This window comes from Hymenobacter rubidus, assembly GCF_016734815.1.
GTDB lineage: Bacteria > Bacteroidota > Bacteroidia > Cytophagales > Hymenobacteraceae > Hymenobacter > Hymenobacter rubidus.
Genome location: NZ_JAERQF010000010.1, coordinates 129415 through 154062 on the forward strand (window position 1 = coordinate 129415; position 24648 = coordinate 154062).

At 60.2% G+C, this 24648-nt stretch carries 19 protein-coding genes; 14 read left to right on the top strand and 5 right to left on the bottom strand.

What is annotated here, in order from left to right; genetic code table 11:
* Nucleotides 1-22: 22 nt before the first annotated feature.
* Complete coding sequence (locus tag JKL48_RS09700; RefSeq protein ID WP_201981840.1) at nt 23-943, bottom strand: hypothetical protein; 921 nt, start codon at nt 941-943, stop codon at nt 23-25.
* Nucleotides 940-2412, bottom strand: a complete 1473-nt coding sequence (locus JKL48_RS09705) for an MBOAT family O-acyltransferase (protein WP_201981841.1) — start codon at nt 2410-2412, stop codon at nt 940-942. The genes JKL48_RS09700 and JKL48_RS09705 overlap by 4 nt, the downstream gene beginning before the upstream one ends.
* A gap of 167 nt (nt 2413-2579) precedes the next feature.
* On the opposite strand from JKL48_RS09705, the gene pseB reads away from it, so the two are divergent.
* The 14 genes from pseB to JKL48_RS09775 all read left to right on the top strand — a co-directional run bounded on the left by pseB (nt 2580) and on the right by JKL48_RS09775 (nt 16817).
* Nucleotides 2580-3599 carry a UDP-N-acetylglucosamine 4,6-dehydratase (inverting) gene (gene pseB, locus JKL48_RS09710; RefSeq protein ID WP_201981842.1) on the top strand — a complete coding sequence of 340 codons (1020 nt, stop codon included), beginning with the start codon at nt 2580-2582 and terminating at the stop codon, nt 3597-3599.
* A gap of 14 nt (nt 3600-3613) precedes the next feature.
* The gene (pseC, locus tag JKL48_RS09715) at nt 3614-4801 is read left to right on the top strand and encodes a UDP-4-amino-4,6-dideoxy-N-acetyl-beta-L-altrosamine transaminase (RefSeq protein WP_201981844.1); all 1188 of its coding nucleotides are present in this window, start codon (nt 3614-3616) and stop codon (nt 4799-4801) included.
* A gap of 138 nt (nt 4802-4939) precedes the next feature.
* Nucleotides 4940-5593, top strand: coding sequence for a pseudaminic acid biosynthesis-associated methylase (locus JKL48_RS09720; protein WP_201981845.1), 654 nt, complete (start codon nt 4940-4942; stop codon nt 5591-5593).
* The gene (locus tag JKL48_RS09725) at nt 5593-6327 is read left to right on the top strand and encodes a cytidylyltransferase domain-containing protein (protein ID WP_201981846.1); all 735 of its coding nucleotides are present in this window, start codon (nt 5593-5595) and stop codon (nt 6325-6327) included. The genes JKL48_RS09720 and JKL48_RS09725 overlap by 1 nt, the downstream gene beginning before the upstream one ends.
* 2 nt (nt 6328-6329) lie before the next feature.
* Complete coding sequence (locus JKL48_RS09730) at nt 6330-6512, top strand: hypothetical protein (RefSeq protein ID WP_201981848.1); 183 nt, start codon at nt 6330-6332, stop codon at nt 6510-6512.
* 235 nt (nt 6513-6747) lie between these two features.
* A complete protein-coding gene (locus tag JKL48_RS09735; RefSeq protein WP_201981850.1) occupies nt 6748-7137 on the top strand; it encodes a hypothetical protein in 390 nt (129 codons plus the stop codon).
* 80 nt (nt 7138-7217) lie between these two features.
* On the top strand, nt 7218-7964 hold the full coding sequence (locus JKL48_RS09740; protein ID WP_201981852.1) for a class I SAM-dependent methyltransferase: 747 nt from the start codon (nt 7218-7220) through the stop codon (nt 7962-7964).
* A 118-nt stretch (nt 7965-8082) separates the two neighbouring features.
* Nucleotides 8083-8676, top strand: coding sequence for a GNAT family N-acetyltransferase (locus tag JKL48_RS09745; RefSeq protein WP_201981854.1), 594 nt, complete (start codon nt 8083-8085; stop codon nt 8674-8676).
* Nucleotides 8666-10621, top strand: coding sequence for an NAD-dependent epimerase/dehydratase family protein (locus tag JKL48_RS09750; protein WP_201981857.1), 1956 nt, complete (start codon nt 8666-8668; stop codon nt 10619-10621). Before JKL48_RS09745 ends, JKL48_RS09750 begins: the two co-directional genes overlap by 11 nt.
* A 113-nt stretch (nt 10622-10734) precedes the next feature.
* Nucleotides 10735-11379 (top strand): HAD family hydrolase, encoded by a 645-nt coding sequence (locus tag JKL48_RS09755; protein WP_201981860.1) that lies wholly within the window; start codon nt 10735-10737, stop codon nt 11377-11379.
* A gap of 124 nt (nt 11380-11503) precedes the next feature.
* A complete protein-coding gene (gene pseI / locus JKL48_RS09760; protein ID WP_201981863.1) occupies nt 11504-12547 on the top strand; it encodes a pseudaminic acid synthase in 1044 nt (347 codons plus the stop codon).
* On the top strand, nt 12547-13854 hold the full coding sequence (locus JKL48_RS09765) for a glycosyltransferase family protein (RefSeq protein WP_236668708.1): 1308 nt from the start codon (nt 12547-12549) through the stop codon (nt 13852-13854). The genes pseI and JKL48_RS09765 overlap by 1 nt, the downstream gene beginning before the upstream one ends.
* A gap of 21 nt (nt 13855-13875) precedes the next feature.
* Nucleotides 13876-15249 carry a DUF7033 domain-containing protein gene (locus tag JKL48_RS09770; protein ID WP_201981865.1) on the top strand — a complete coding sequence of 458 codons (1374 nt, stop codon included), beginning with the start codon at nt 13876-13878 and terminating at the stop codon, nt 15247-15249.
* 80 nt (nt 15250-15329) lie between these two features.
* Nucleotides 15330-16817, top strand: coding sequence for a lipopolysaccharide biosynthesis protein (locus tag JKL48_RS09775; RefSeq protein ID WP_201981866.1), 1488 nt, complete (start codon nt 15330-15332; stop codon nt 16815-16817).
* Nucleotides 16818-16896: 79 nt separating this feature from the next.
* On the opposite strand, the gene JKL48_RS09780 is transcribed toward JKL48_RS09775, so the two are convergent.
* From JKL48_RS09780 to JKL48_RS09790, 3 genes are all read right to left on the bottom strand, one after another.
* Nucleotides 16897-17946 carry a methyltransferase domain-containing protein gene (locus JKL48_RS09780; RefSeq protein WP_201981868.1) on the bottom strand — a complete coding sequence of 350 codons (1050 nt, stop codon included), beginning with the start codon at nt 17944-17946 and terminating at the stop codon, nt 16897-16899.
* A 98-nt stretch (nt 17947-18044) separates the two neighbouring features.
* On the bottom strand, nt 18045-21194 hold the full coding sequence (locus tag JKL48_RS09785) for an efflux RND transporter permease subunit (protein ID WP_201981870.1): 3150 nt from the start codon (nt 21192-21194) through the stop codon (nt 18045-18047).
* Between the two features lie 197 nt (nt 21195-21391).
* Entirely contained in the window at nt 21392-24556 is a 3165-nt protein-coding gene (locus tag JKL48_RS09790) for an efflux RND transporter permease subunit (RefSeq protein ID WP_201981871.1), read from the bottom strand.
* Between the last annotated feature and the right edge of the window lie 92 nt (nt 24557-24648).

The window sequence follows — 24648 nt, forward strand, 5'->3', positions numbered from 1 at the left end:
TGCTAGCATGAAGCGAGTTGAATTACTTGCTTAAGTCTATCCCAAGCTGCCGACTGAAACCAACACTGGCGCTCTGCTGCAAGTGGTTACCATCGGTGGTGGCATAAGGCTGGGCGCTGTAATCCAGAAACGGCACGGCCACATCGGCCGCCAGCTGGCGCATGAGCTGGTTGAAGCCGGGCTGGTAGACATGCTCCAGCTGAAGCAATGCTGCACCAACGGGCAGGCGCACCAGCACCACGCGGCCGTGCGGCTTCAAAAACTGAATAGTGTGGCGCAAACCCGTCAACCGGCCGGCGGACAGGTGCTGGCTGGCAGCCAGCAGCCGGTAGTCCTGTAGTTTGCGGGCGGTGCGGGCCCGCACTTGGGCGCTGTCGGTCCCAATATTGACTTCCAGCCAGCCATCGGGGTGCAGGCGTTCGGTGGCGGTGGCATAGTCGAGCAGCAGGCGGTAGAGCGGCTTGGTCTGGTAGCGGGCGAGGTAGGGCAGGTTGGGATTTTGGCTGACCTGGCGGAGCTGGCCGATGAACGACTGTTCTTCCGGAAACTTGCCCTCGGGCCCGGTGAGCGACAGCGACCACGGGTCGACTGCGAGAATAAATAAGCCGTTTTTCGTTTCCGGCCGCAGCTTGCGCTGGATGCTGCGCAGGTAAGCCGGCCCATAGGGCGAATGCGTGAGCGTGAAGGCGTAGTTCAGCAGCGGCCCTTCGAACCGGCCACCCAGCTGCGCCGCCAGCACCGCCGGCTGAATGCCCTGCGCCGCCCGCGAGGTGCCCAATACCAGCGAGCCAGCCAGCGGGCTCGTGAAGCGGCCATAAAAGGCATCGACCCGGCCCTTGAATACCACCGGGCACAGCAGCACCGCGCCCAGCAGCAGGGCACCGGCCAGCAGCGCCAGCCGCCGCAGCAGCTTCGAAACGGCGGCAACAAGTGGGCTTTTCAAAATTGAAAGTAGATAAACGAGGTACTGTTGAAAACGCCCAGATAAAGAATCAGCAGCGCGAGGCCGGCATAGCCGGCCCAGCGCACGGCAAATGGCTGGGCCACCACCCAGGCCTGCGGGCTGCGTTGGCTGCCGAAGTATTCTACCAGCAGCATGAGCCCCACGCCGAACACGGCGACGACCAGCTCGGGGCGGTAGTGTTGCGAGAACTCCAGGAGCAAGGTGCCCCACTGCCGGCCACTTAGCCCCGCCCACCCACGCAGCAAATGCTGGCTGATGAACACGGCATCGCTCAGGGTATTGGCCCGAAAAAACACCCAGGCATAGGCAACCAGCCCGAAGGTTAGCAAAACGCCCAGCCCGCGCCGCAAGCCCGGGCGCCCGGCCAGGCCCGTGAGCTGCGCCAGCCGCTCGCGCCACGGCCGCGCCCAAGTGCTGACGACCAGGTAAATTCCGTGCAGGCCGCCCCAGACCAGAAACGTCCAGTTGGCCCCGTGCCAAAGGCCGCTGACGAGGAAAACGACCAGCAGATTGAAATAGGCCCGCGCTTGGCCTACCCGGCTGCCGCCCAAGGGGATATACAAATAATCCCGAAACCAGCTCGACAGCGAAATGTGCCAGCGCCGCCAGAACTCCGGCACCGAAGCCGACTGGTAAGGCTGCCGAAAATTCAGGTTGAAATCGAAGCCCAGCACGCGGGCCGCGCCGCGGGCCAGGTCGGTGTAGCCCGAGAAGTCGGCGTAAATCTGGAAGGTGAAGGCCAGCGTGGCCAGCACCAGCAGCGGGCCTTCGGGGTGCTGCCGGGGGTTGTTGAAAATGGGATTGACGAGCAGGGCCAGCCGGTCGGCCACCACCACTTTCTTGAACAGGCCCCAGGCCATGAGGCGCAAGCCACGCACGATGCGCGAATAATCGAACGCATGCCGCCGCCGGAACTGCGGCAGCATGTGCCCGCCGCGCTCAATGGGGCCCGCCACCAGCTGCGGAAAAAACGCTACAAACAGTGCAAACCGCCCGAAATTCCGCTCCGCCTCCAGCCGGCCCTGGTACACATCCACGATGTAACCCACCGACTGAAACGTGTAGAACGACACGCCCACCGGCAGCAGCAGCCCCAGCGTCGGCAGGGCCGCGTGCGGCAGGTTCAGGTTTTCAGCCAGCTGCAGAGCCGAGTCCCGGAAGAAATTGAAATACTTGAAAACGAACAGCGTGCCCAGGTTGCTGGCCAAGCTGAGGTAGAGCCAGGGCCGGCGCGCTTGCTTGCCGGGCAGCTGGCTCATGCGGTAGCCGCTATAGTAATCCAACAGCGTGGTAGCCAGCAGCAGGATGGCGTAGGCCGCCCGCCAGCTCATGTAGAAGTAGTAGCTGGCCAGCAGCAGCAGGGGGTTGCGCCAGCGCGGCGGCAGCCCGTAGTATAGCCCGACGACGAGCGGGAAAAAGACGAGGAAATGAAGGGAATTGAATAGCATTCGCGCCGCGGCAGAAGCTCCGCGGGCCAAAGGTCGGGAGTAACGGGCGTTTTTGCGGGGCTTGTGTGATGCTTCGCTACGCTCTGCATGACGTTCTGTTGTTTCTCCACGTCAACCAAACCCAATTGAACTACTTTTGCAGTCCTGATTTCGGCTTTTCAATTTTCATGGCTCTCGACCTCAACCACAAGTCCATCCTCGTTACGGGTGGCACCGGCTCCTTCGGCAAGCAATTCGTGCGCACCGTTTTCGAAAAATTCCCGGAGGTGAAACGCCTCGTGGTGTTCTCGCGCGACGAGCTGAAGCAGTACGAGATGAGCCAGGAGTTCAGCCCGGCCAAGTACCCGGCCATTCGCTATTTCATTGGCGATGTGCGCGACCCGCAGCGCCTGCACCGCGCCTGCGAAGGCATCGACATCGTGATTCACGCCGCCGCCCTCAAGCAGGTGCCCGCCGCCGAGTACAACCCGATGGAGTGCATCAAGACCAATATTTTCGGGGCCGAAAATGTGATTAACGCGGCGCTGGATTCGGGCGTGAAGGACGTGGTGGCCCTGAGCACCGATAAGGCGGCCGCGCCCATCAACCTCTACGGCGCCACCAAGCTCTGCTCCGACAAGCTGTTTGTGGCGGCCAATAACATGAAGGGTAGCCGCGACTTGCGCTTTTCGGTGGTGCGCTACGGCAACGTTATCGGCTCGCGCGGCTCGGTGGTGCCGTTCTTTTTGCAGCAGCGCCACACCGGCGTGCTGCCCATCACCCATCCCGACATGACGCGCTTCAACATCTCGCTCGAAGAGGGCGTTGACCTGGTGCTCTATGCGCTGGAGCACGCCTGGGGCGGCGAAATTTTCGTACCGAAAATCCCGAGCTACAAAATCACGGAAGTGGCCCGCGCCATCGGCCCGGAGTGCGAGCAGAAAATCGTGGGCATCCGCCCCGGCGAGAAGCTGCACGAGGCCATGATTACCGAAACCGATGCCTTGAGCACCGTGGAGCTGGACCGCTATTACGTTATCCTGCCCTCGATGCCGACCTGGAACGTGGACAAATTCATCGAAACCTTCCACGGCAAGCGCGTGCCGCTGGGCTTCCAGTACGACTCGGCCAATAACGAAGAATGGCTCGACGCCAAGCAGATTCGCGAGGAAATCCGCCTGCACGTGGATGCCGATTTTGAGGCGTAATAATTTGCCCGGCAATGCCTGATACCGCCTTCCATCCCACTCGCCCGATTCCGTACGGCCGCCAGCACATTACCGAGGCCGATGTAGCGGCCGTCACGGCCGCGTTGCAAGCCGATTTTCTCACCCAAGGGCCCACGGTAGCCGAATTTGAAAAGCAGTTTGCCCAATACATCGGGGCCAAATATGCCGTGGCCGTGAGCAACGGCACGGCCGCCCTGCACCTCTGCGCCCTGGCCCTGAACGTGCAGCCCGGCCAGCGCGTCATTACCACGCCCCTTACCTTCTCGGCCTCGGCCAACTGCGTGCGCTACTGCGGCGGCGAAGTCCATTTTGCGGATATCGACCCCGCCACGGGTTTGATTGATTTGGCCAAGGTGCGGGCCTTGCTGGAAGCGCATCCCAAAGATTATTTCACCGGCCTGATTCCCGTCGATTTTGCCGGCCTGGCCGTGAATATGGAAGCGGCCCGCCAACTGGCCGACGCCTTTGGCCTCTGGATAATTGAGGATGCCTGCCACGCACCGGGCGGTTTTTTCCTTGATTCGCAGGGCCAGGAGCAGCGCTGCGGCAACGGCCGGTTTGCCGACCTCGCCATCTTCAGCTTCCACCCCGTGAAGCACATTGCCACCGGCGAGGGCGGCATGATTACCACCAACTCCGAGGCGCTGTTTCATCACCTGCTGCGGCTGCGCACCCACGGCATCACCCGCGACCCGGCCGACCTGCAGCGTGAGCCCGACGGCGGCTGGTATATGGAAATGCAGGAACTCGGCTACAACTACCGCCTGCCCGATTTCAACTGTGCCCTTGGCCTCAGCCAGCTCGCCCGCGCCGATGAAGGCCTGGCCCGTCGCCGCCAGCTGGCCGCGCAATACGATACGGCCTTCGCCCAGGTACCCGGCCTCACGGTGCTGGCGCCCAGCGCCCCCGGCCATGCCTACCACCTGTATGTGATTCAAGTAGAAAATCGGCGCGAGCTGTACGACTACCTGAAGACCAAACAGATATTTGCGCAGGTACACTATATTCCGGTGCACCGTATGCCCTACTACGAAAGCCTGGGCTGGCGCGAAGGTGACTTTCCGCTAGCCGAAAATTATTACGCGCAGTGCCTCAGCATTCCCATGTTCCCGGCCTTGACCGACGAGGAGCAGGACTACGTGGTGGCGTGCATCACCGAATTTTTATCCCGAAATGGGTGATAATTGAACGTCATGCTGAGCGCAGCCGAAGCATCTCTCCCGAAGAAGTAATCCAATCGTTAGCATTAGTTGCGCGGGAGAGATGCTTCGGCTGCGCTCAGCATGACGTTCTACTGATTAATCCAACCAACCACTCCCTTGCAGCACACCCAACAAGAAGACTTCTGGGCCGGCGATTTCGGCCGCGAATACACCGACCGCAACTCCCGCCCACTCGACGAGTGGAATGCCTTTTACCGCGAACTGTTTGGCCACACCAAGCTGGAAATGAATGCCGAATTCCTCGGCCATCTCCCGCACGAAGCACGCATTTTGGAGGTGGGCTGCAATACGGGCATGCAACTGGTGGGTTTGCAAGCCGCTGGCTTTACCAATCTGTATGGCATTGAATTGCAACAGTATGCGGTAGAAAAGGCACGCGATTTCGTGCGCGGCGTGAACATCCTGCAAGGCAGCGGCTTCGACCTGCCCTTCAAAGACAATTACTTCGACGTGACCTGCACCAACGGCGTGCTCATTCACATTGCGCCGGAGGACTTGCCGCGCATCATGGGCGAGATGGTGCGCACCTCACGGCGCTACATCATGGGCTTCGAGTATTACGCCCCCGAGACGACGCCCATCAGGTACCGGGGCAACGAGGGTTTCCTCTGGAAAACCGATTTTGCCCAAGTATTTCTCCACCATTTCCCAAACCTCCGCTTGGTCAAGCAGAAGCTCTACCCCTACCTTACCGACACGGAGCGCGGCAATGAGGACGTGATTTACCTACTCGAAAAAGTAGCTGCATAATGCAACGCGCTGGCATCATTTCGCAGGTGCGGATGGGCAGCACGCGGCTGCCAAGCAAAGTGCTGCTGCCCGCCGCCGGCCGCCCCCTGCTGGACTACCATGTGGCCCGGGCGCAGCAAAGCGGCTTGCCCATCTACCTGGCTACCACCACCGAGCCGGCCGATGACATGCTGGCCGCCTATGCGGAGACCAACGGTTTGCCTTACCATCGCGGCAGCGAGGCCGATGTGCTGGCCCGTTACTACGAAACCGCGCAGAAGTTCGACCTCGACGTGATAGTGCGCGTCACTTCCGACTGCCCGCTGGTGGATGGCCCACTCATTGGCGCGGCCGTGGCGCGGTATCTGGAAGAGGGCAACCCGATGGTGTACCGCTCCAATTCCATTGTGCGCACCTTTCCGCGGGGTCTTGATTTCGAGATTTTCTCCATGAAAATGCTGGCCGAAGCTTACGCCAACGCCACCCTGCCCTACGAACGGGAACACGTCACGCCGTACATCAAAACCAATCTGCCCGCGGCCGGGCGCGTTATTTACCGCGACGAGGTGTGGCCCGGAGGCGACTTCAGCCGCTTCCGCATCACTTTGGATACAGCCGAAGATTACGAAGTGCTGCGCCGCCTCATTGAGGAGCACCACGCCCAGGAGTTGCACGTGGCCGACCTGCTGGCCCTGCTCGAAGCCCATCCCGAAATCATGGCTCTGAACGCACACATCGAGCAAAAGACCACCTGAACTTGCCCGATTCCCTGCGTAGGAACGAGTTCGGCCTCTGTGAAACCAAAGTTAAACCGACCCCGGCCGAGCTGCGCAATTATTACGCCCAACGCTATTACCAGGAAAACCTGACCACCTACCAGCCCAAATATCCGACCGAGGAGTTGGAGCACATCAAGGGCAAGCTGCGGCTGCGCCCCTAGGTGCTGGACTGTTTTCAGCGGCAGGGCGGAGGCTTGATTTCAGCAGCTTTAGCTTGGCGCGGTTTCATCTGGCATTGCGGGGGCGGCTGCGCACCGGCGACCAGTATGCGGAGGTGCAAAAACTTGTGGCCGGCGGCCAGCAATTCGATGTGCTGTGGCCAGACAAGGTGCTCGAACACGTCCTCGGACCGGCCGGGCTGCTGCGCCTTTGCCGGTCGCTAATCCTACCCTATGGATGCCGACGGTAGACGTGCCCAACGATTTTTCGACCCTGCAAGAGCACCTCTTCAACACCGTCCAAATTGACCGGCCCTTCTGGGTGGTGCTATCCGAACATCTCTCCTGTTTCACCCAGTCCGACCTGCGAAACCTGACCGAAGCTACCGGCTGGGCAAATGCAAAAGTTATTGCTGTTCAAATTACTGGCCCCAACCTGCTAAACCCGGCCACCAACTACGTGATGGACCGCACCGCTGGCAAAGGTGCTCACCAAACCCGGGTGGCGCAGGACAATTTTCTGCTGCGCACGGCCCCACTGCCCGCCATAGCCGCCTACTACGAAGCCCCGGCCAGCGTTGGGCGGGGCCGCAGTATTGTTGCATTTTTGCAGCCGGCAAAGAAATAATTACTGCTGCACGCGAGCTGCTTCGACTCCGCTCAGCAGGACGTTTAGAAAAATCTGGCCGACCACCGACAACTAACCTCATGTCCTCCCCTATTTCCGTGCTCAGTGGGGCTTCCGCGCCCGAGCAGTTGCGCCGCGAAGGCTTCGCCCAAACCCTACGTGAGTCGCCGATTCCGAACACCGAACTGCTCAACAACCTGGGCCTGTACCTGAACCGGCAGACATTTTCGCGCTTGCTGTTCTTCACCGAACTCTACCAGCAAATCATTCCGGTGCACGGCGTGGCCATGGAATTCGGCGTGCGTTGGGGCCAGAACCTGGCGCTGATGCACGCGTTGCGCGGCATTTACGAGCCGTTCAATTACAACCGCAAAATCATTGGCTTTGACACCTTCGGCGGATTTCCATCCGTGGATGCCAAAGACGGCCAATTGGTGAAGGAAGGCGACTACGGCGTGACCGAGAATTACCAGGAATACCTCACCCAAATCCTGGCCCTGCACGAGGCCGACAGCCCCATTCCGCACAAGCGCAAGTTCGAGCTGGTGGCCGGCGACGCTTCCGAAACCGTGCCCCGCTACCTGCGCGACCACCCCGAAACCGTCATCGCCTTCGCCTACTTCGACTTCGACATCTACGCGCCCACCAAGGCTTGCCTCGAAGCCATCCGGCCGCGCCTCACGAAGGGCGCCGTCGTTGCGTTTGATGAGTTGAATTGCCCCGAATTTCCAGGCGAGACGCTGGCATTTGACGAGGTATTTGGCGTGGCCAACTACGCCTTGCGCCGCAGCCCACTCAATCCGCTGATTTCGTATTTGGTGGTGTAAACCGTCCTGCTGAGCGCAGCGAAGCATCTCGCTTGCATAGGTAATCCCAATAGTTGCTTTCGTGTAAGCGAGCGAGATGCTTCGCGACGCTCTGCATGATGTGCTTTCCGCCTGTAACGTGACCACCTACCGTCCCCTTTCCCAAGCCGAATACCGTTGGAATAACTACCAGCTCATCCCCATCCGCTACGAGGACCGGGAGCCGATTCGGGCCTGGCGCAACGCGCAATTGCAGGTACTGCGCCAGGCCGAACCACTCACCGCCGAGCAGCAAGATGCTTATTTTCAGCGCGTCGTGCTGCCGCTGTTTGAACAGGAGAAGCCCGGCCAATTGCTGTTTTCGCTGCTGCACAACGGCGAGTTGATTGCCTACGGCGGCCTCGTGCACCTTTCGTGGCCCGATTTGCGGGCCGAGGTTTCTTTTCTGGTCGACCCGGCGCGGGCGGCCGATGCGGCTACCTACCGCCAGGATTTTAGGGCGTACCTGCGGCTGCTGGGGCAAGTGGCGTTTGAAGGGCTGAAATTCAACCGCTTGTTCACCGAAACCTATGACATTCGTCCGGCGCACGTCGCCATTCTGGAAGCAGCGGGCTTTCGACTAGAAGGCCGTTTGCGCCAGCACATCCAGCTTGCACCCGGTACTTTTGCCGACTCACTGATGCACGGCCAACTGGCCGCCGACTATGCCACAGCCTTTGGAATTGCCCTTTAAACGAATTTTCATCAGCGGCGGGGCCGGCGTGATTGGCCAGGAAATGGTGCGCCGGCTGGCCATGCTCAACACCGGAATTGAGGTGCTGGTGGGCGACCTTAAGCCGCCGCCTGCCGATTTCCCAGCACAATTCCAATACCGCCAGGGCGACCTCAACCGGCTCACCGAGCAGGAAATCAGCGCTTTCGCGCCCGATTTGTTCATTCACCTTGCGGCCACCTTCGAGCGCTCCACCGAAACCTACGGCTTCTGGGAGGAGAATTTCCGGCACAACGTGCAGCTCAGCCACCACCTCATGACCGTGCAGAAGGACTTGCCTTCGCTGCGCCGCGTGGTGTTCGCTTCCAGCTACCTGATTTACGACCCGGCGCTCTACACCTTCGCCGAAGCACCCCACCAGGCCCGGAGCCTGCGCGAAACCGACCCCATCCTGCCCCGCAACCTCACGGGCATGGCCAAGCTGGCCCATGAGATTGAGCTGCGCTTTCTGCAAACCTTTCGGGCCGAGCAGTTTAGCACAGCCATTCCGCGCATCTACCGCGGCTACGGACGCAACGGGCGCGACATCACCTCGCGCTGGGTGCGGATGCTGCTGGCCGGCGAGAAAATCACGGTGTATGGGGCCGAGTCGTTTTTCGACTACCTCTACGCCGCCGACACGGCCGAGGGCCTGCTCCGATTAGCAGCGGCCGAAACCGTCACGGGCATCATCAACCTGGGCACCGGCCGCGCCCGGCGCGTGGCCGATGTGGTGGGGGTGCTCGAGCAGAATTTCCCGGAAATGCGGGCCGACTACGTGGCTTCGGATATCCCGTTTGAGGCTTCGCAGGCCGATATGAGCCTGTGGAGCAGCCAGATAAACTGGCTACCGACGACGACGCTGGAAGTTGCAATTCCCGAAATTATTGCCTTCGAACGCGCGCGTCAGTCCACCATTGCCCCGGCCGCAGCGGCTCCGGTTACGGGCGTCGGCCATGTGCTCATCAGCAGCATTTCGGCCAAAGTGCCATTGACCCAAGCCGTCAAGGATGCGGCTAGGCGCTTCAATCCCGGCATGAAAGTGGTGGGCGGCGACCTCAACCCGCAGGCGCTGGCCTTTCATTACGCCGACGCGCAGTGGGTGATGCCGCTGACCATTGACGACAACCTGCCCGAGATTATTAGCTATTGCCAGGAGCAGTCCATCACGCACATCATCCCGACCCGCGACGGTGAACTGGCTTTTTGGGCCCGGCACCGCGCCGGGTTGGCCGCCGCTGGCATTGCCGTGCTGGTGAGCGAGCCCGCCGCCGTGCAGCGCTGCCTCGATAAGGTGGAATTTGCCACGTTCGGCCGGCTGACGGGCCTGCCGGTCATCCCCACCAGCTTGCGTCTCGATGCCTTGGCCACCGACCGCGAGCCCCTGCCGCCCAACGCCGCGTTTGTGGTGAAGGAACGCTACGGCGCCGGCTCGCTTAGCCTGGGGCTCAACCTACCCGAAGCCGCCGCCCTCACGCACTCCTACGAATTGCAGGAACCTGTTTTCCAGCCGTTTATTCAAGGCCAGGAAATCAGCGTGGATGGCTACGTGGACCGGGCCGGCCGCGTGCATGGCTTGATAGCCCGCACCCGCGATTTGGTGGTGCGCGGCGAATCGCAGGTAACCACCACCATTCAAGTGCCCGATGCGCTGGCGCGCCTCACCCCGGCCATCGAAAAGCTGGGGCTGTACGGTCCTTTTGTGCTGCAAGCGCTGCTCACGCCCGCTGGCGGCCTGCACATCATCGAGTGCAATTGCCGGTTCGGGGGGGCATCTACACTGGGCATCGCGGCGGGCGTCGATTCGTTTTTCTGGTTTTTGCAGGAATCGGCGGGCGTTGACTTGCGCCAGTTTCCGTTTCAGCCGGTGGCGGGGCAGTTGCGGCAAGTGCGCGCGGCGGCAGATGTGGTTACGGCTATGCTGTAGAGACGCAATATTTTGCGTCTCGTTGTTGAACGACCGGGGCCACACATAACCGCGCAGTAATAACAACATCAGCAACGACGCGACGCAAAATATTGCGTCTCTATACCATTCCTATGCCCGTTCTCGTTTTCGACCTTGACGACACGCTCTACCCTGAACTGAGCTACGTGCACAGCGGCTTTCGAGCCGTGGCCGCGTTGCTAAGTCCGCTACTAAGTGTGCCGGATGAAGCATTGGCAATGAGCATGATTGCCGAAGAAGCCGTACAGGGCCGGGGCCAAGTGTTTGATAACGTGCTCCGTCAGCACGGTCGTTGGAGTAAGGCACTGGTAGCCGCCTGCCTGCGTACCTACCGGCAGCACAACCCCGAGCTGCGCCTATACCCCGATGCCGAGCGCTGCCTCACGCGCTTTGCCGACTGGCCGCTCTACATCGTAACCGACGGCCACAAGGAGGTGCAGGCCCGCAAAGTGGCCGCCCTAAATCTTGCCAGCCGGGTACGCCACGCCTACCTCACCAACCGCTACGGCCGCCACCGCGCCAAGCCCGACCCGCACGTTTTCCAGCTGATTTGCCGGCGTGAGGGCGTGGCGCCGGAGGAGGTGACTTATGTAGGCGATAACGTGCGCAAGGATTTTGTGGGCATCAAACCGCTGGGGTTCAAAACCGTGCGGATTCTGCGGGGCAACTACGCGCATTACGAAGCTGATGCGGCGCACGAAGCGGACAGGAGCATTCATTCACTGGATGAGTTGTAGCGCGGACGTTGCTGCCGGTGGGGCCGCACCGTTGAAATACACTTGGGACGCGGGCTACAAAGCCCGCGCTACAACGCGCGACGGCCCGCGTACCTTTGCGCTTCCGATTCGCCTCCCCAAAATCATGACCGAAATCACCATCGGCGGCCGTCCGGTTGGCCCCGCGCACAAGCCGTTTATCATTGCCGAAATGTCGGGCAACCACAACCAGCGCCTGGAGCGGGCCCTGGCGCTGGTAGATGCCGCCGCCGCGGCGGGCGTCGATGCCCTTAAGCTTCAGACCTATACCGCCGACACCATTACCATGGACACTGGCTTCGCCATCGACGAGGAAGGCCAGTCGCTGTGGGAGGGCAAGAACTTATACAAGCTCTACGAGGAAGCCCACACGCCCTGGGAGTGGCACGCCGAGCTGTTTGCGCGCGCCCGGCAGCACGGCCTGCTGGCCTTCAGCTCGCCGTTTGATGAAACGGCGGTTGATTTTCTGGAGTCGCTGGACGTGCCGGCCTACAAAATTGCCTCCTTCGAAAATGCCCATTGGCCCCTGCTGCGCAAAGTAGCCGCCACCGGCAAACCGGTGATTGTGAGCACCGGTGCCGCTACCCTGGCCGAGATTGACGACGCCGTGCGGGTGCTGCGCGAAGCCGGCTGCCGCGAGCTGGTGCTGCTGAAATGCACCAGCACCTACCCCGCCTCGCCGGCCAATACCAACCTGCGCACCATTCCGGTGCTGGCCGAAACGTTCGGCTGCCCCATCGGCCTGAGCGACCACACCATGGGCGTGGGCGCGAGCGTAGCCGCCGTTGCGCTAGGCGCCTGCGTTATCGAAAAACACTTCACTACCAGCCGCGCGGAGGGCGGGGTGGATTCGGCGTTTTCGCTCGAACCTCATGAACTAAAAATGCTGGTGGAGGAAACCGAGCGGGCGCACCAGGCGCTGGGCACGGTGCAGCTCTGCATTCAGACCGGTGAAGAAAAAAGCCGGCTCTACAAGCGCAGCATCTACGTGTCGAAGCCCATTGCGGCGGGCGAAGAATTCACCACGGACAACCTGAAAATTATTCGTCCGGGGGATGGGCTGTGGCCGCGCCATTGGGAAACGGTACTGGGCCGCAAAGCGGTAAAAGACCTGAAACCAGGCACGCCGCTGACTTGGGAGGCGCTGTAATGCCGCCGCGTACGCTCCCGCTCATCCCACGCCTGCGCGACATTTTACAGCTGCGCTTCACGGCCATATTCGCGGCATTGCCGGCGGCGGCCCTGGCCGACATTTCGCCGGCCAACCCGCTGAAGCGACTGGCGCGGGTGTTGGGCTATGCGGGGCTTCGGCTGGTGGGCAACATCTTCAAATCCATCAAAACCCACGACGACCTATACGGCAAAGTGTGGCTTTACGTGGTGAGTGCCAACAACTACGATGCCTTGGAATTCATTCAGAAGGCCCGGCCCGATGCCGTGCTGGTGGCGGGACAGGCCAAGAACATTGGGCGCTACAATGCGGCCGTGAACCGGCTCTCGTTGCGGCGCAAGCTGCTGCACTACTGGCAATTTCCGCTGGCCTTTTTCGGCTTGCTGAAAACGGATGGCGACCGGGCGTGGCGGTTTTTCGACTTTATTTTCTACGCCATTGGCTACTATGAAGTATACCGGCGGGCGCTGCGACACTACCGGCCCCGCGCCGTGATTTTCTCCAACGACCACAACGACGACACCCGCTCCCTGCTGCTGGCCTGCCGCGCCGAGGGCGTGCCCACGGCCTACGTGCAGCACGCCAGCGTGAGCGCCAACTTTCCCCCGCTGGGCTTCGACCTGAGCCTGCTGGAAGGCCAGGATGCGCTGGACAAGTACCGTCTCTGCGGGCCCGTGCAAGGGCGTGTCGAGTTGGTAGGCATGCCCAAAGCCGATGCTTACCTGAGCCAGAAAAACACGGCGCCCGCCGTGCGCCGCGTGGGCATTGCCTGCAACATCCACGACCCCATGCCTGCCCTGGTCGACACGCTGGTGTACCTGGTGCAGGAGTTGCCGGAACTCACTTTCACCCTGCGCCCGCATCCGAGCGACGGCCGCGACTTCGAGCCGCTGCGGAAGCTGCTGCCCACGCTGCAATGGTCGAGCGCCCGGCAGGAGAACGTGTTCGATTTCCTGCTCCGGCAGGATGCACTGGTGGCGGCCGATACCTCCACCCACCTCGAAGCCACACTGCTGAACGTGGCCAGCATTTACTTTCGCTTCGGCACGTTTGCGCTCACCAACGACTACTACGGCTACGCCGCCCGCGGCCTCGTAGAACGAGCCGACTCGCCCGCTGAGTTGGCTGCCGCCCTGCGCCGATACGCCCAGCATAAGCACACCGACCTCTACCTGCGGGCGGCTTATTACAATGCCACGTTGGGCACGCCCGACGAAGGCAGGAGTCAGATTCGCACGGCAACGCTATTAAATGACTGGCTGAATCAGACTGCGCCAACTCGCTGACCATCGAATACTTTTGCGCCAATGACAACCATACCAGTTGCCACTTCGCTGCCGCCGTTGCGGGCCGTTTCGGTTACGGCCGAAATGCGGCTGGCGTATGTGTTGCGGCATTTCCGGCTGGCATATCCCGGCATGCCGAACGTGGAGATTGGTTATCCGGACAGCCATCCGGCCATAGTCGTGGCGGATGAAGTGGGCAACTTTTTTCAGCAAAATGCGCCCTATCCCGCTGCCGCCAACTACCGCGAATGGACCGGAAAGCGCATCCCCTTTTTCTTTGATAACCGCCCCCAGGCACCGCTGATGGAGCGAAGCACGGGCCGGGCAGTCATCAATGCCGACATCATTTCGGCGGCCTTCTACCTGCTCAGCGGCTGGCAGGAATATTTCTCCGACGAGCGGGACCGGCACGGCCGTTTCCCCTATTCGGCCAGCGTGCAGCAGCGCTACAGCTTCGTGGATTTGCCGGTGGTTAACTACTATTTCGATGTGCTGAAGACGGCCGTGGAGCACGTTACCGGCCAAGCGCTGCAGCCGCGGACCTGGGCGGGCGGCGCTCCGTTCGCGGCCTTCATCACTCACGATATCGACAACCTGCGCAGCGCCTGGAAAGCACCTGCTAAAGCGTCCTTGAAGCAGGGCCAGCTCCTGCGTTTCGGTCGGCAGCTGTGGCAGCACTTGACGCAGCCCGATGCCTGGGACAACCTAGAGGCGGTGGCCGCGGCCGCGGCTGAATACGGCGCGAAGTCTACGTTTTTTATATTGCCGGCACCCCGGCCCGGGGCCGATGGCACGCCTAATGCCGACTACGCGGTATCAACGTCGCTGCTCCAGCGGCTGGAGGTCCTAAAGGTGCAAGGTTGCGAAATCAGCCTGCATGGCAGCCTCGGAACGGCGACCGATGACCGACGACTTGGACATGAAATCGACGTCCTGCAGCACGGTGCCACAGGCCTGCGCTTTCACTACCTGCGCTGGGAACCGCGCCAGACGCCGGCAATTGTGGACGCGGCCAACTGGTTTGCCTACGATTCTACCTTGGGCTTTGCCGAGCATTTCGGCTTTCGCAATTCCTACTGCCACCCGTTTTATCCGTTCAATTTTGCCACGGGTGAGGAACAGGACTTTCTAGAAATCCCGCTCAACGTGATGGATGCTACCTTGCACCATCCCAATTACTTGCAGCTGCAAGCCGAGGAAATTCTGCCTGCGCTACGCCCCATGTTGGCGGAGATTGAACGCTTTGGCGGGGTGGCAACGGTGCTCTGGCACAACGACCATTTTGACCCGGCCAACGCCGTGACCGGCCCGCGCCAGTTTGCCGATATCATGAGTTACCTACAGCAGCGGGGCGCGGCCTTTCTCACCGGAAGCCAGATTGTGGCCGAACTTTGAGACTCGTAGCACATGCTTCAGCGTGTGCCTAAAAACCTTGCACACGCTGAAGCATGTGCCACACTTTACTCTCCACCTAATTGGGCATCGTTCAACGCCAGGGCATTCGCAACACCCTGATTTCTTACGTCGGGCTGGCCATCGGCTTTGCCAATACCATTCTGGTGCTGCCGCGCCTGCTCTCGCCGTCCCAGATTGGTCTTGTGGCAACGGTACTGCTTCCGATGGCCACTATTGGGGCACAGGTAGCCTCTTTTGGGTTTGCCAACATGGGCATCCGGTATTTTCCATTTTTCCGGAATCAGGGGCGCAACCACGCGGGCTTTTTCCCGCTGCTGCTGGGTCCGCCCATGCTGGGCTTCGTGGTAGTAGCGGCGGCTATGCTGGTGGGCAAGCCGCTGCTGTTGCACTGGTATGCCAAGGACGACGCAGACCTGCTCGCCCCCCACTACTTAGGAGCTATTGTGCTAGCGGCTTGCATCATGCTGGGCTCGTTGCAGGATGCGTACCTGCGTTCACTCTACCACACGTCCTTTTCTTCTTTTTGCCAGGAAATTTTGCTGCGGCTAATGCTGGTCGGGGCAGCCGTGGCTTACAGCAAAGGTATTATCAGTTTTCATGGCTTCGTGCTCGCATACGCGGGGGCCTACGGAGCAGTGGCAGTGCTGCTGGCCATTTACCTAGCCGCTATCGGTGAATTGCATCTGCGGCCTACGCGGGCGGCGTTGCGCATCAAGCCCCTGCGCGAAATGCTGGGTTTTGGCGCGTTTGTGCTTTTGAGCAATATTTCGGGCACGGTGTTGCTGAACATCGACAGCTTCATGGTGGGTGCCAAAGTGAGCTTTGCTGCAGGAGGTATTTACCTCATTGCCACCAATGTGAGCACGGCTTTGGTCCTGCCTTTTCGGGCACTCTACAAAACGGCTTTCTCGCTGATTGCTGAGTACTGGAAGGAAGGCAACATGGCCAAGATGGCCGACTTCTACCGCCGCAGCACCCGCATCAACACACTGCTGGGCTGCTACCTGGCGCTGGGTATTGGTTTGAATCTCAACTTTATCTACGGCCTAATTCACCGGCCTGAATACGCGGCGGGCACCTCAGCGGTGCTTCTGTTATTGGCTGGTCGGTTGTTCGACGGTATCACGGGTGTTAATGGCATCATCGTGGCTACGTCGCCGCGCTACCGATTCGATTTGGTATTCAATATCTCCCTCGCAGCCGCGGTAGTTGTTCTCAACTGGCTGCTGATTCCGCGCCTGGAGCTGGCCGGCGCGGCGCTGGCCTACTGCATTGCGCTGGTCAGTATCAACACCGTGCGAACTTGGTTTGTGTGGCGCAACTATGGCATGCAGCCTTTCGATGGCAGCATCGTGCGCATTTTGCTGGTGGCGGCCGTGGCTGGCTTGGCAGCCTGGATGCTGCCCGATACCGGCAATGCATTTCTCACGCTATTGACGCGCGGCAGCGTGCTCACAGTGCTATATGGCGCGGGCGTGCTGCTAACCGGCACCGCCCCGGAAGCTGCCGCTTTGCTAACTACATTTCGAGCCCGCTTAAAACGCTAACAACCCAACACAACATCGCAAAAAAGGGTGGGCGGGTCATTTGGCCACCCACCCTTTCTCATAAATCAGACGTGGTAAATTAGCAGCAGCTGCCGCTCACCGCTTCGCCCGCCGCGACGGCTATCGGCGACGGTCCGCAATCGAAAAGGCCGAAGTGCTGGCTGGTGTCGCCCAGCACTTTAAAGTGCGGTGCGTAGCGCGTTTCGGCCACCATAGCCGCCGTGTTGCCGCACACCAGCATGGGGCGGCCGGTTTCAAACGTGTGGTGGTCGTCGAGGACGAATTGGTGGGGCTGGCCGGGCACCGTGCCCAGATAAGTAGCCACCTGGCCGTGGTCTTCGCACTTGTCTTCGATGTCGAGTTTGAAGGCGCGCACCGTGAGCGAGTAGAAGCCGATGTTGCCGACTTTGGCTTCGATTTCGGGGTTGTTGATGGTGAGGCGCCGGCTGCTCATCAGGCGGTAATCGTTGATGCCGAGGCGCAACAGCAGGCGGCGGAAATCTTCGGTGTACATGGCACCACTCAGGCACTCGCCGTACAGAACGGGGTCCTGGCGCAGGGTTTCGGGCACGCGACGGTCGGCAAAAACGTCGGCGATAAATAGCTCGCCGCCCGGTTTCAATACCCGGAAAACCTCGCGGTAGGTAGCTTCCTTGTCGGTGCTCAAATTGAGCACACAGTTGCTCACCACCAGGTCCACGCTATTATCAGGGATGTTGGCCGATTTCAGGTCCTCAATGTAGCCGTGGCGGAACTCCACATTGGGCTTGGCGTAGCCAAAAGTGACGGTGTGCGCATCGATGTGGCGCCGGGCCACGTCGAGCTGTTCCTCGGTCATATCCACGCCGATGACGTGGCCGTTTTCGCCCACTAGTTTGGAAAGCAAATACGCATCCCGGCCCGAGCCGGAGCCCAAATCCAGTACCGTGATGCCTTCGATGGCCTCCGGAATGCACACGCCGCAGCCGTAGTACTTCTCCAGCACCTCCGGCTCCAGCTGCGACAAAATGCGGCGGTGCGCCAGCGGAATGTCGTCGGTGCAGCAGGCATTGGTGAGCAGGTCCTGACTGGTTTGCAGCTGGGTGCCGTAGTAGTCCTGAACTTGGGCGTGGGTGTTAGAATTGGCCATTTACGGGGAGAAAATTAGGATGGGGGACGCACTGGAAATACGTTGCGCCGAGAACAACTGGTTTGCCCCTCGAAAGTTCTTTTGCGCCTGCCTCAGCGCTACGCCCCCACCAGCACCGGCCGTTCTTCCTCAACCCGCTTGGGCGCGGGGCCATCCTGGTGCATCTCGCGGTAGAAAAAGGCGAAGATGAGCGGGAATATCAGCAGCGTGAGCACGGTGGCCGTCACCAGCCCGCCAATCACCACAATGGCCAGTGGCTTCTGCGTTTCGGAGCCAATGCCGGTGCTGAGGGCGGCCGGGAAAAGGCCAATCATGGCCATGAGGGCCGTCATCACCACGGGGCGTACGCGCGAGGCCACGCCCAGGCGCAGGCTCTCGGCCAGGCTCAGCTTCTTGCGCAGGTTTTCCTTGAACACGGTGATGAGTACAATGCCGTTCTGAATACATATCCCCAACAGGGCGATGAAGCCAATGCCGGCCGAAATGGAAAAGTTGACGCCGGTGATGTGCAGCGCGGCAATGCCGCCGATGAGGGCAAAGGGCACGTTGGCCAGCACCAGCGCCGCGTCCTTGCCGTTGCCGAAGGTGATAAACAGCAGGATAAAAATGATGACCAGCGACACCGGCACCACCTGACCCAGGCGCTTGGTGGCGCGCACCTGGTTCTCAAACTCGCCGGCCCACTCGATGCGGTAGCCCTTGCCGAGCTTGATGGTCTGGTCCATTTTCTTCTGCGCTTCGGCAATGGTCGAGCCCATGTCGCGGTCGCGGATGGAGAATTTCACCGCAATAAACCGCTGGCCATTGTCGTGGTACACGAAGGCCGGGCCGTTCTCGGTTTTGATGGTGGCAATTTCCTTGAGCGCCACTTTGCCACCGCGAATGGTGGGCACGCGCAGCTCGCCAATCTTGGCTTCGGTGTCGCGGTCCTGCTTGGGGTAGCGCACCGTCACGTCAAACTTGCGCTCGCCCTCGTAAATCTGGGTAGCAGCTTTGCCGCCCACAGCCATTTCCACCACGGTTTGGGCATCGGCGGTTTGGACGCCGTAGGCAGCCATGCGGGTCTGGTCGAGGCGCACGCTCATTTCGGGCTGGCCCAGGTTGCGCAGAATGCCCAGGTCCTTCACGCCGCGCACGTTGCCGAGCACTTTCATCACCTCGTTGGCTTTGCCGTCGAGCTCCTTCAGGTCGTTGCCAAATATCTTCACCGCCAGCGCGGCATTGATGCCGGCCACGGCCTCCTCCACGTTGTCGATGATGGGCTGCGAGTAGTTGAAAATGATGCCGGGGTACTCCTTCAGCTTCTTGTCCATCTCGTCAATCAGCTGCTCCTTCGTGATGTTGCGCTTCCATTCCTCCTTGGGCTTGAGGTTGACCTGCGCCTGCACGTAGTAGATGCCAGAGGGGTCGGTGCCGTCGTTCGAGCGGCCCGTCTGGCTCAGCACCGACGTCACCTCCGGAAACGAGCGCAGAATGCGGCGGTAGTTGGCCGCCATCTTGTTCGTCTCCGTCAGCGACGACGACATCGGCAGCTTGGTTTCCACCCACAGCGCGCCTTCGTTCAACTCTGGCAAGAACTCCGAGCCCAGGAATTTGAAGGAATAAAGGCCGGCCACCACAATGGCCATGGTCACCCCAAAGCTCAGCAGCTTGTGGCGGTAGGTGAAGCCAAACGCAGCCGTCACAATATTGTCGAAGAAGCTCACAATCGGGTTGTGCTTCTCCTTCACATTCTTGTTCAGCAGCAGGGCCGAGAGCACCGGCACCAGCGTCAGGGTCAGAATAAGGGCGCCCACCAGCGCAAAGCCCAGCGTATAGGCCAGCGGGCTAAACATCTTGCCCTCCACTTTCTCGAAGGCGAAAATGGGCAGCAGGCAGGTCAGAATGATGAGCTTCGAGAAGAAAATGGCCTTGCCCAGCTCACCGCCGGTTTTCTTAATCATACCCAGCTTGGCCAGCTTGTTAAACTTTTCCATGCCCACCTGCTGGGCCTTGTGGTCGAGCACCACAAAAATGCCTTCCACCATCACCACCGCGCCGTCGATGATAATACCGAAGTCGATGGCGCCCATACTCAACAGGTTGGCGCTCATTCCTTTCAGGCGCAGGCACACGAAGGCAAACAGCAGCGCCAGCGGCACCACGATGCCCACCGTGAGCGTAGTGCGCCAGTCGGCCATGAAGATGAGCACGATGAGCGTCACGAGCACAATGCCCTCAATCAGGTTATGAATAACGGTGTGCGTGCAGTGGTCCATCAGCACGTCGCGGTCGTAGAACGTTTTGAGGTACACGTCGTTGGGCAGCACCTTTTCGTTGAGCTCGGTGATTTTGGCCTTCACGCGGCCCAGCACCTCGGCCGGGTTTTCGCCTTTGCGCATAATCACGATGCCCTCCACCACGTCGCTCTGGTCGTCCAGACCGGCCTGGCCTACGCGGGGGGCGTTGCTCTCGGTCACCTGGGCCACGTTGCGCACCAGAATGGGCACGTTGTTGATGTCCTTGACGATGATGTTGCCGATGTCTTCGGGTTTGGTGAGCAAGCCGATGCCGCGCACCACGTAGCTCTGCGAGTTCTTCTCAATCACGTCGCCGCCCACGTTCATGTTCGACTTCTGCACGGCGTCGTACACTTCCAGCGGCGTCATGTCGTACTTGGCCAGCATGGCAGGGTTCACGCTGATTTCGTACACTTTACGCGTGCCCCCGAAGGCCGCAATGTCGGCCACGCCGGGCACCGATTTCAGCTGCCGCTCCACCGTCCAGTCCTGAATCGCGAGCAGCTCGTTGGTGCTGCGGCCGGTGCGGCTCTGCACCGTGTACCGGAAAATTTCGCCCGTGGGGCCGTAAGGCGGCTGCACGTGCGAGTCGCAACCGGCGGGCAGGTTCACGCCGGCCAGCAAGTTGTTCACCTGCTGCCGGGCAAAGAAATCTTCCACGTTGTCCTCGAAGTTAATCTTGAGCACCGACAAGCCAAACATGCTGATGCTGCGCATGTTGCTTTTCATCTGCACCGAGTTCATGGCCACCTCGATGGGCGTGCTCACGAAGCGTTCTACCTCCTCGGCCGAGCGGCCGGGCCAGAGGCTCACAATAATCATCTGGGTATTCGTCACGTCCGGAAACGCCTCAATGGGCGTGTGCACGTAGCTATAGGTGCCGCCGGCCACCAGCAGGGCCGTCATGAAAAAGATGAAGAAACGATTCTTCAGCGAAAAGGCAACAATGCCCGAAATAAACTTATTCATGAATGAGCGTAGCGGGTGGGTAAGGGTAGCAATCCAACTCCATTTCTTCCCAATTAGGCTAGAAATAAGTTAGAAAATGAGAATTTGGTGAAAAGTTCATGAGAAAACAATGAGGGTTACATGAAGCCTCCGGGCACAAAAAAGCCCGCTGCCGGAAACGGCAGCGGGCTTTTTTGTCTTTCGATATCGGGGCTCAACTAGTGCACAAGCAACGGTTTTTCACGAGCGGCCCGCTCGGCGGCCAAATCGTCGCCGTAGTGCGTGTGCTCCGAGCGGTAGAAACGCTCAAACACCAGCGGGAAGATAAAGAGCGTGAGGATGGTACCCGTTATCAAACCGCCAATCACCACAATGGCCAGCGGCTTGGACGTCTCCGAGCCAATACCGGTGGAAATGGCGGCCGGCATCAGGCCGATGGTGGCCATGAGGGCCGTCATCACCACGGGACGCACCCGCGAAATCACGCCTTCGTTGATGCTGTGGTCGAGCGAGTGCTTTTTGACCAGGTTCTGCTTGAACACGGAGATGAGAATCACGCCGTTCTGAATACAGATACCGAACAGCGCGATGAAGCCGATGCCGGCCGAAATCGAGAAGTTGGTGTGCGTGATGAGCAGCGCCGCAATGCCGCCGATGATGGCAAACGGCACGTTGAGCAGCACCAGCCCGGCATCTTTCAGGTTGCTGAACAGGATGAACAGGATGAAGAAGATGAGACCCAGCGAGATGGGCACCACCTGCGTGAGGCGCTGCTGGGCGCGGCGCTGGTTCTCAAAGTCGCCGGTCCACTTCTGCTCGTAGCCGGCGGGCAGCTTCACGTGGCGGTTCACTTTTTCCTGCGCCTCCTTGATGGTTGAGCCCATATCGCGGCCACGAATCGAAAACTTGACGGCGGCGAAGCGGCGATTGTCGTCGCGGTAAATCAGGCTGGGACCGGTCACGGAGCCGATGTTGGCGATTTCGGAAAGCGGAATGGTTTTGCCCGATTGCGTGGGCACCATCAGGGCCGCGATTTCGGCCGGCGTCTGACGGAACTGAGGCTCGTAACGGACCCGGATGGGGAATTTGCGCTCGCCTTCGTAGAGTTGAGTGGCCTCCTTGCCGCCCACGGCCATTTCCAGCACCGAGTTGGCGTCCGACTTATTCACGCCGTAGCTGGCCATGCGGCGCTCGTCGAGGTCAACGTGAAATTCTGGCTGGCCGATGTTGCGCAGCACCCCGAGGTCGTCAATGCCTTTCACGGTTTTCAGTACTTCGTACACTTCGCGGGCTTTGGCTTCGAGCGTGGCCAGGTCGGTGCCGTAAATCTTCACGGCGATGGAGCCCTTCACGCCCGAAGCCGCTTCTTCCACGTTGTCGGTGATGGGCTGCGAGAAGTTAAAATCAACGCCCGTAAACCGGTCGAGCTTGTCCTTCATGCGCTCCACCAAATCTTCGCGGTAGGCCTTGGACTTCATCTTCTTCTCCACCTCCGGCGTGTGCTTGATTTGCACCAGAAACTCGTTGTTGTAGAAGCCCGTCGGGTCGGTGCCGTCGTTGGGCCGGCCGGTCTGGCTCACCACGTCGCTCACCTCGGGGAAGCTCAGAAACACCCGCCGCATCTCGTTGCACAGCTCGTTCGATGACTGCAGGCTGATGCTGAGCGGCAGCTGCGCCCGCACGTAAATCGAGCCCTCGTTCAGCTCCGGCAGGAATTCCGAGCCCAGGAATGAAAACGAATACAGCCCCACCGCCGTGATGACAAAGGCGACAATCAGGCTGACCGTTTTGCGGGCGTAAGTGAAGGCGAAGAAACGCTCCGCGCCCCGGTTGACGCCGCGCACGAAGAAGTTTTCTTTCTCGCGCACGTCCTTTTTCAGCAGAATGCTTACCAGCACCGGCACCAGCGTCAGGGTAAAAATGAGCGCGCCCAGCAGCGCAAAACCCAATGTCCAGGCCAGTGGGCTGAACACCTTGCCTTCTACTTTCTCGAAGGAGAAGATGGGCAGCAAAGCGGTGATAATAATGGCCTTGGCGAAGAAGATGGACTTGCCCATGTCGCGGCCCGACTTCTTTATCAAGCCCAGCTTAGAAAGCTTGTTGAACCGTTCCATGCCCATCTCGTGCGCCTTGTGGTCGAGGGCCACAAAGAGTCCTTCCACCATCACCACCGCCCCGTCGATGATGATGCCGAAGTCAATCGCGCCCATGCTCAGCAGGTTGGCGCTCATGCCGCGCAGCCGCAGGCAGATGAAGGCAAACAGCAGCGCCAGCGGAATAATCACCGACACAATCACCGTGGTGCGCCAGTCGGCCATGAACAGGAACACAATCAGCGTCACCAGCACGATGCCTTCCAGCAGGTTGTGAATCACCGTTTCCGTCGAGAAATCGATGAGCTGCTGCCGGTCGTAGAAGGTTTTCATCTTCACGTCGGGCGGCAGGATTTTGGCGTTCAATTCGTCCACCTTATCGTGCAGGCGGGCAATGACTTCCGAGGGATTTTCGCCCTTGCGCATCACCACAATGCCTTCCAGCTTGTCGTCGTCGTAGCCGCGGCCCACCTGGCCCAGGCGCGGCAGGGCGCTTTCGGTCACACGGGCCACGTCGCGCACCAGAATGGGCACCCCGTTTACGTTCTTAATCACGGTGTTGGTGATGTCCGAGATGTTATTCAGCAGGCCGATGCCGCGCACCACGTAGTTCTGTTGGCCTTCGTTTATCACGTCGCCGCCCACGTTGATGTTGGAGCGCTGCACGGCGTTGTAGAGGTCGAGCGGCGTGAGGCCGAAATCCTGCAGCTTGCCGGGGTTGACGCTGATTTCGTAGTCCTTCACTTCGCCACCGAAGCTGTTCACGTCGGCCACGCCGGGCACGGCTTTCAGGTTGCGCTCAATCACCCAGTCCTGCAGGGTTTTGAGCTCGCGCACAGTTTTGGTTTTGCTTTCCAGCGTGTAGCGGTAAATTTCGCCAGTCGGGCCGTAGGGCGGCTGCACGTCGGGCGTGATGCCGTCGGGCAAATCCACCTCGCGCAGCAGGTTGTTCACCTGCGGACGGGCGAAGGCGTCGTCGACGCCATCGTCAAAAATCACCTTCACCACCGACAGGCCAAACAGCGTGGTGCTGCGCACCGAGGCCTTTTTCTGCACCGGGTTCAGGGCAATTTCGATGGGCACGGTCACGAACTTCTCCATCTCCTCGGCCGAGCGGCCGGGCCACTGCGTGATGATGGTGATTTCCGTGTTGGTCACGTCCGGGAAGGCCTCAATGGGTGTGTTGCGGTAGCTCACCACGCCCATCACCACCACCACCAGGGTCATGAGGAAGATGAAGCCCTTGTTCTTAAGCGAGAAGGTAATGATGCCTTGAATGAACTTGTTCATAATGTCATTTAACAATTATACCCGTCACGAAGTGGGTTGCGAATCGAGCAGGTGAAAGTGGAGGGTGAGTAAGGACGCGAGTTCGTGCCCGA

What these genes read in the sequence shown, in the direction of transcription:
- JKL48_RS09705 (WP_201981841.1), bottom strand. Translation starts at nt 2,412, where the DNA reads ATGCTATTCAATTCCCTTCATTTCCTCGTCTTTTTCCCGCTCGTCGTC.
- pseB (WP_201981842.1), top strand. Translation starts at nt 2,580, where the DNA reads ATGGCTCTCGACCTCAACCACAAGTCCATCCTCGTTACGGGTGGCACC.
- pseC (WP_201981844.1), top strand. Translation starts at nt 3,614, where the DNA reads ATGCCTGATACCGCCTTCCATCCCACTCGCCCGATTCCGTACGGCCGC.
- JKL48_RS09725 (WP_201981846.1), top strand. Translation starts at nt 5,593, where the DNA reads ATGCAACGCGCTGGCATCATTTCGCAGGTGCGGATGGGCAGCACGCGG.
- JKL48_RS09735 (WP_201981850.1), top strand. Translation starts at nt 6,748, where the DNA reads ATGCCGACGGTAGACGTGCCCAACGATTTTTCGACCCTGCAAGAGCAC.
- JKL48_RS09740 (WP_201981852.1), top strand. Translation starts at nt 7,218, where the DNA reads ATGTCCTCCCCTATTTCCGTGCTCAGTGGGGCTTCCGCGCCCGAGCAG.
- JKL48_RS09755 (WP_201981860.1), top strand. Translation starts at nt 10,735, where the DNA reads ATGCCCGTTCTCGTTTTCGACCTTGACGACACGCTCTACCCTGAACTG.
- pseI (WP_201981863.1), top strand. Translation starts at nt 11,504, where the DNA reads ATGACCGAAATCACCATCGGCGGCCGTCCGGTTGGCCCCGCGCACAAG.
- JKL48_RS09765 (WP_236668708.1), top strand. Translation starts at nt 12,547, where the DNA reads ATGCCGCCGCGTACGCTCCCGCTCATCCCACGCCTGCGCGACATTTTA.
- JKL48_RS09770 (WP_201981865.1), top strand. Translation starts at nt 13,876, where the DNA reads ATGACAACCATACCAGTTGCCACTTCGCTGCCGCCGTTGCGGGCCGTT.
- JKL48_RS09780 (WP_201981868.1), bottom strand. Translation starts at nt 17,946, where the DNA reads ATGGCCAATTCTAACACCCACGCCCAAGTTCAGGACTACTACGGCACC.
- JKL48_RS09785 (WP_201981870.1), bottom strand. Translation starts at nt 21,194, where the DNA reads ATGAATAAGTTTATTTCGGGCATTGTTGCCTTTTCGCTGAAGAATCGT.
- JKL48_RS09790 (WP_201981871.1), bottom strand. Translation starts at nt 24,556, where the DNA reads ATGAACAAGTTCATTCAAGGCATCATTACCTTCTCGCTTAAGAACAAG.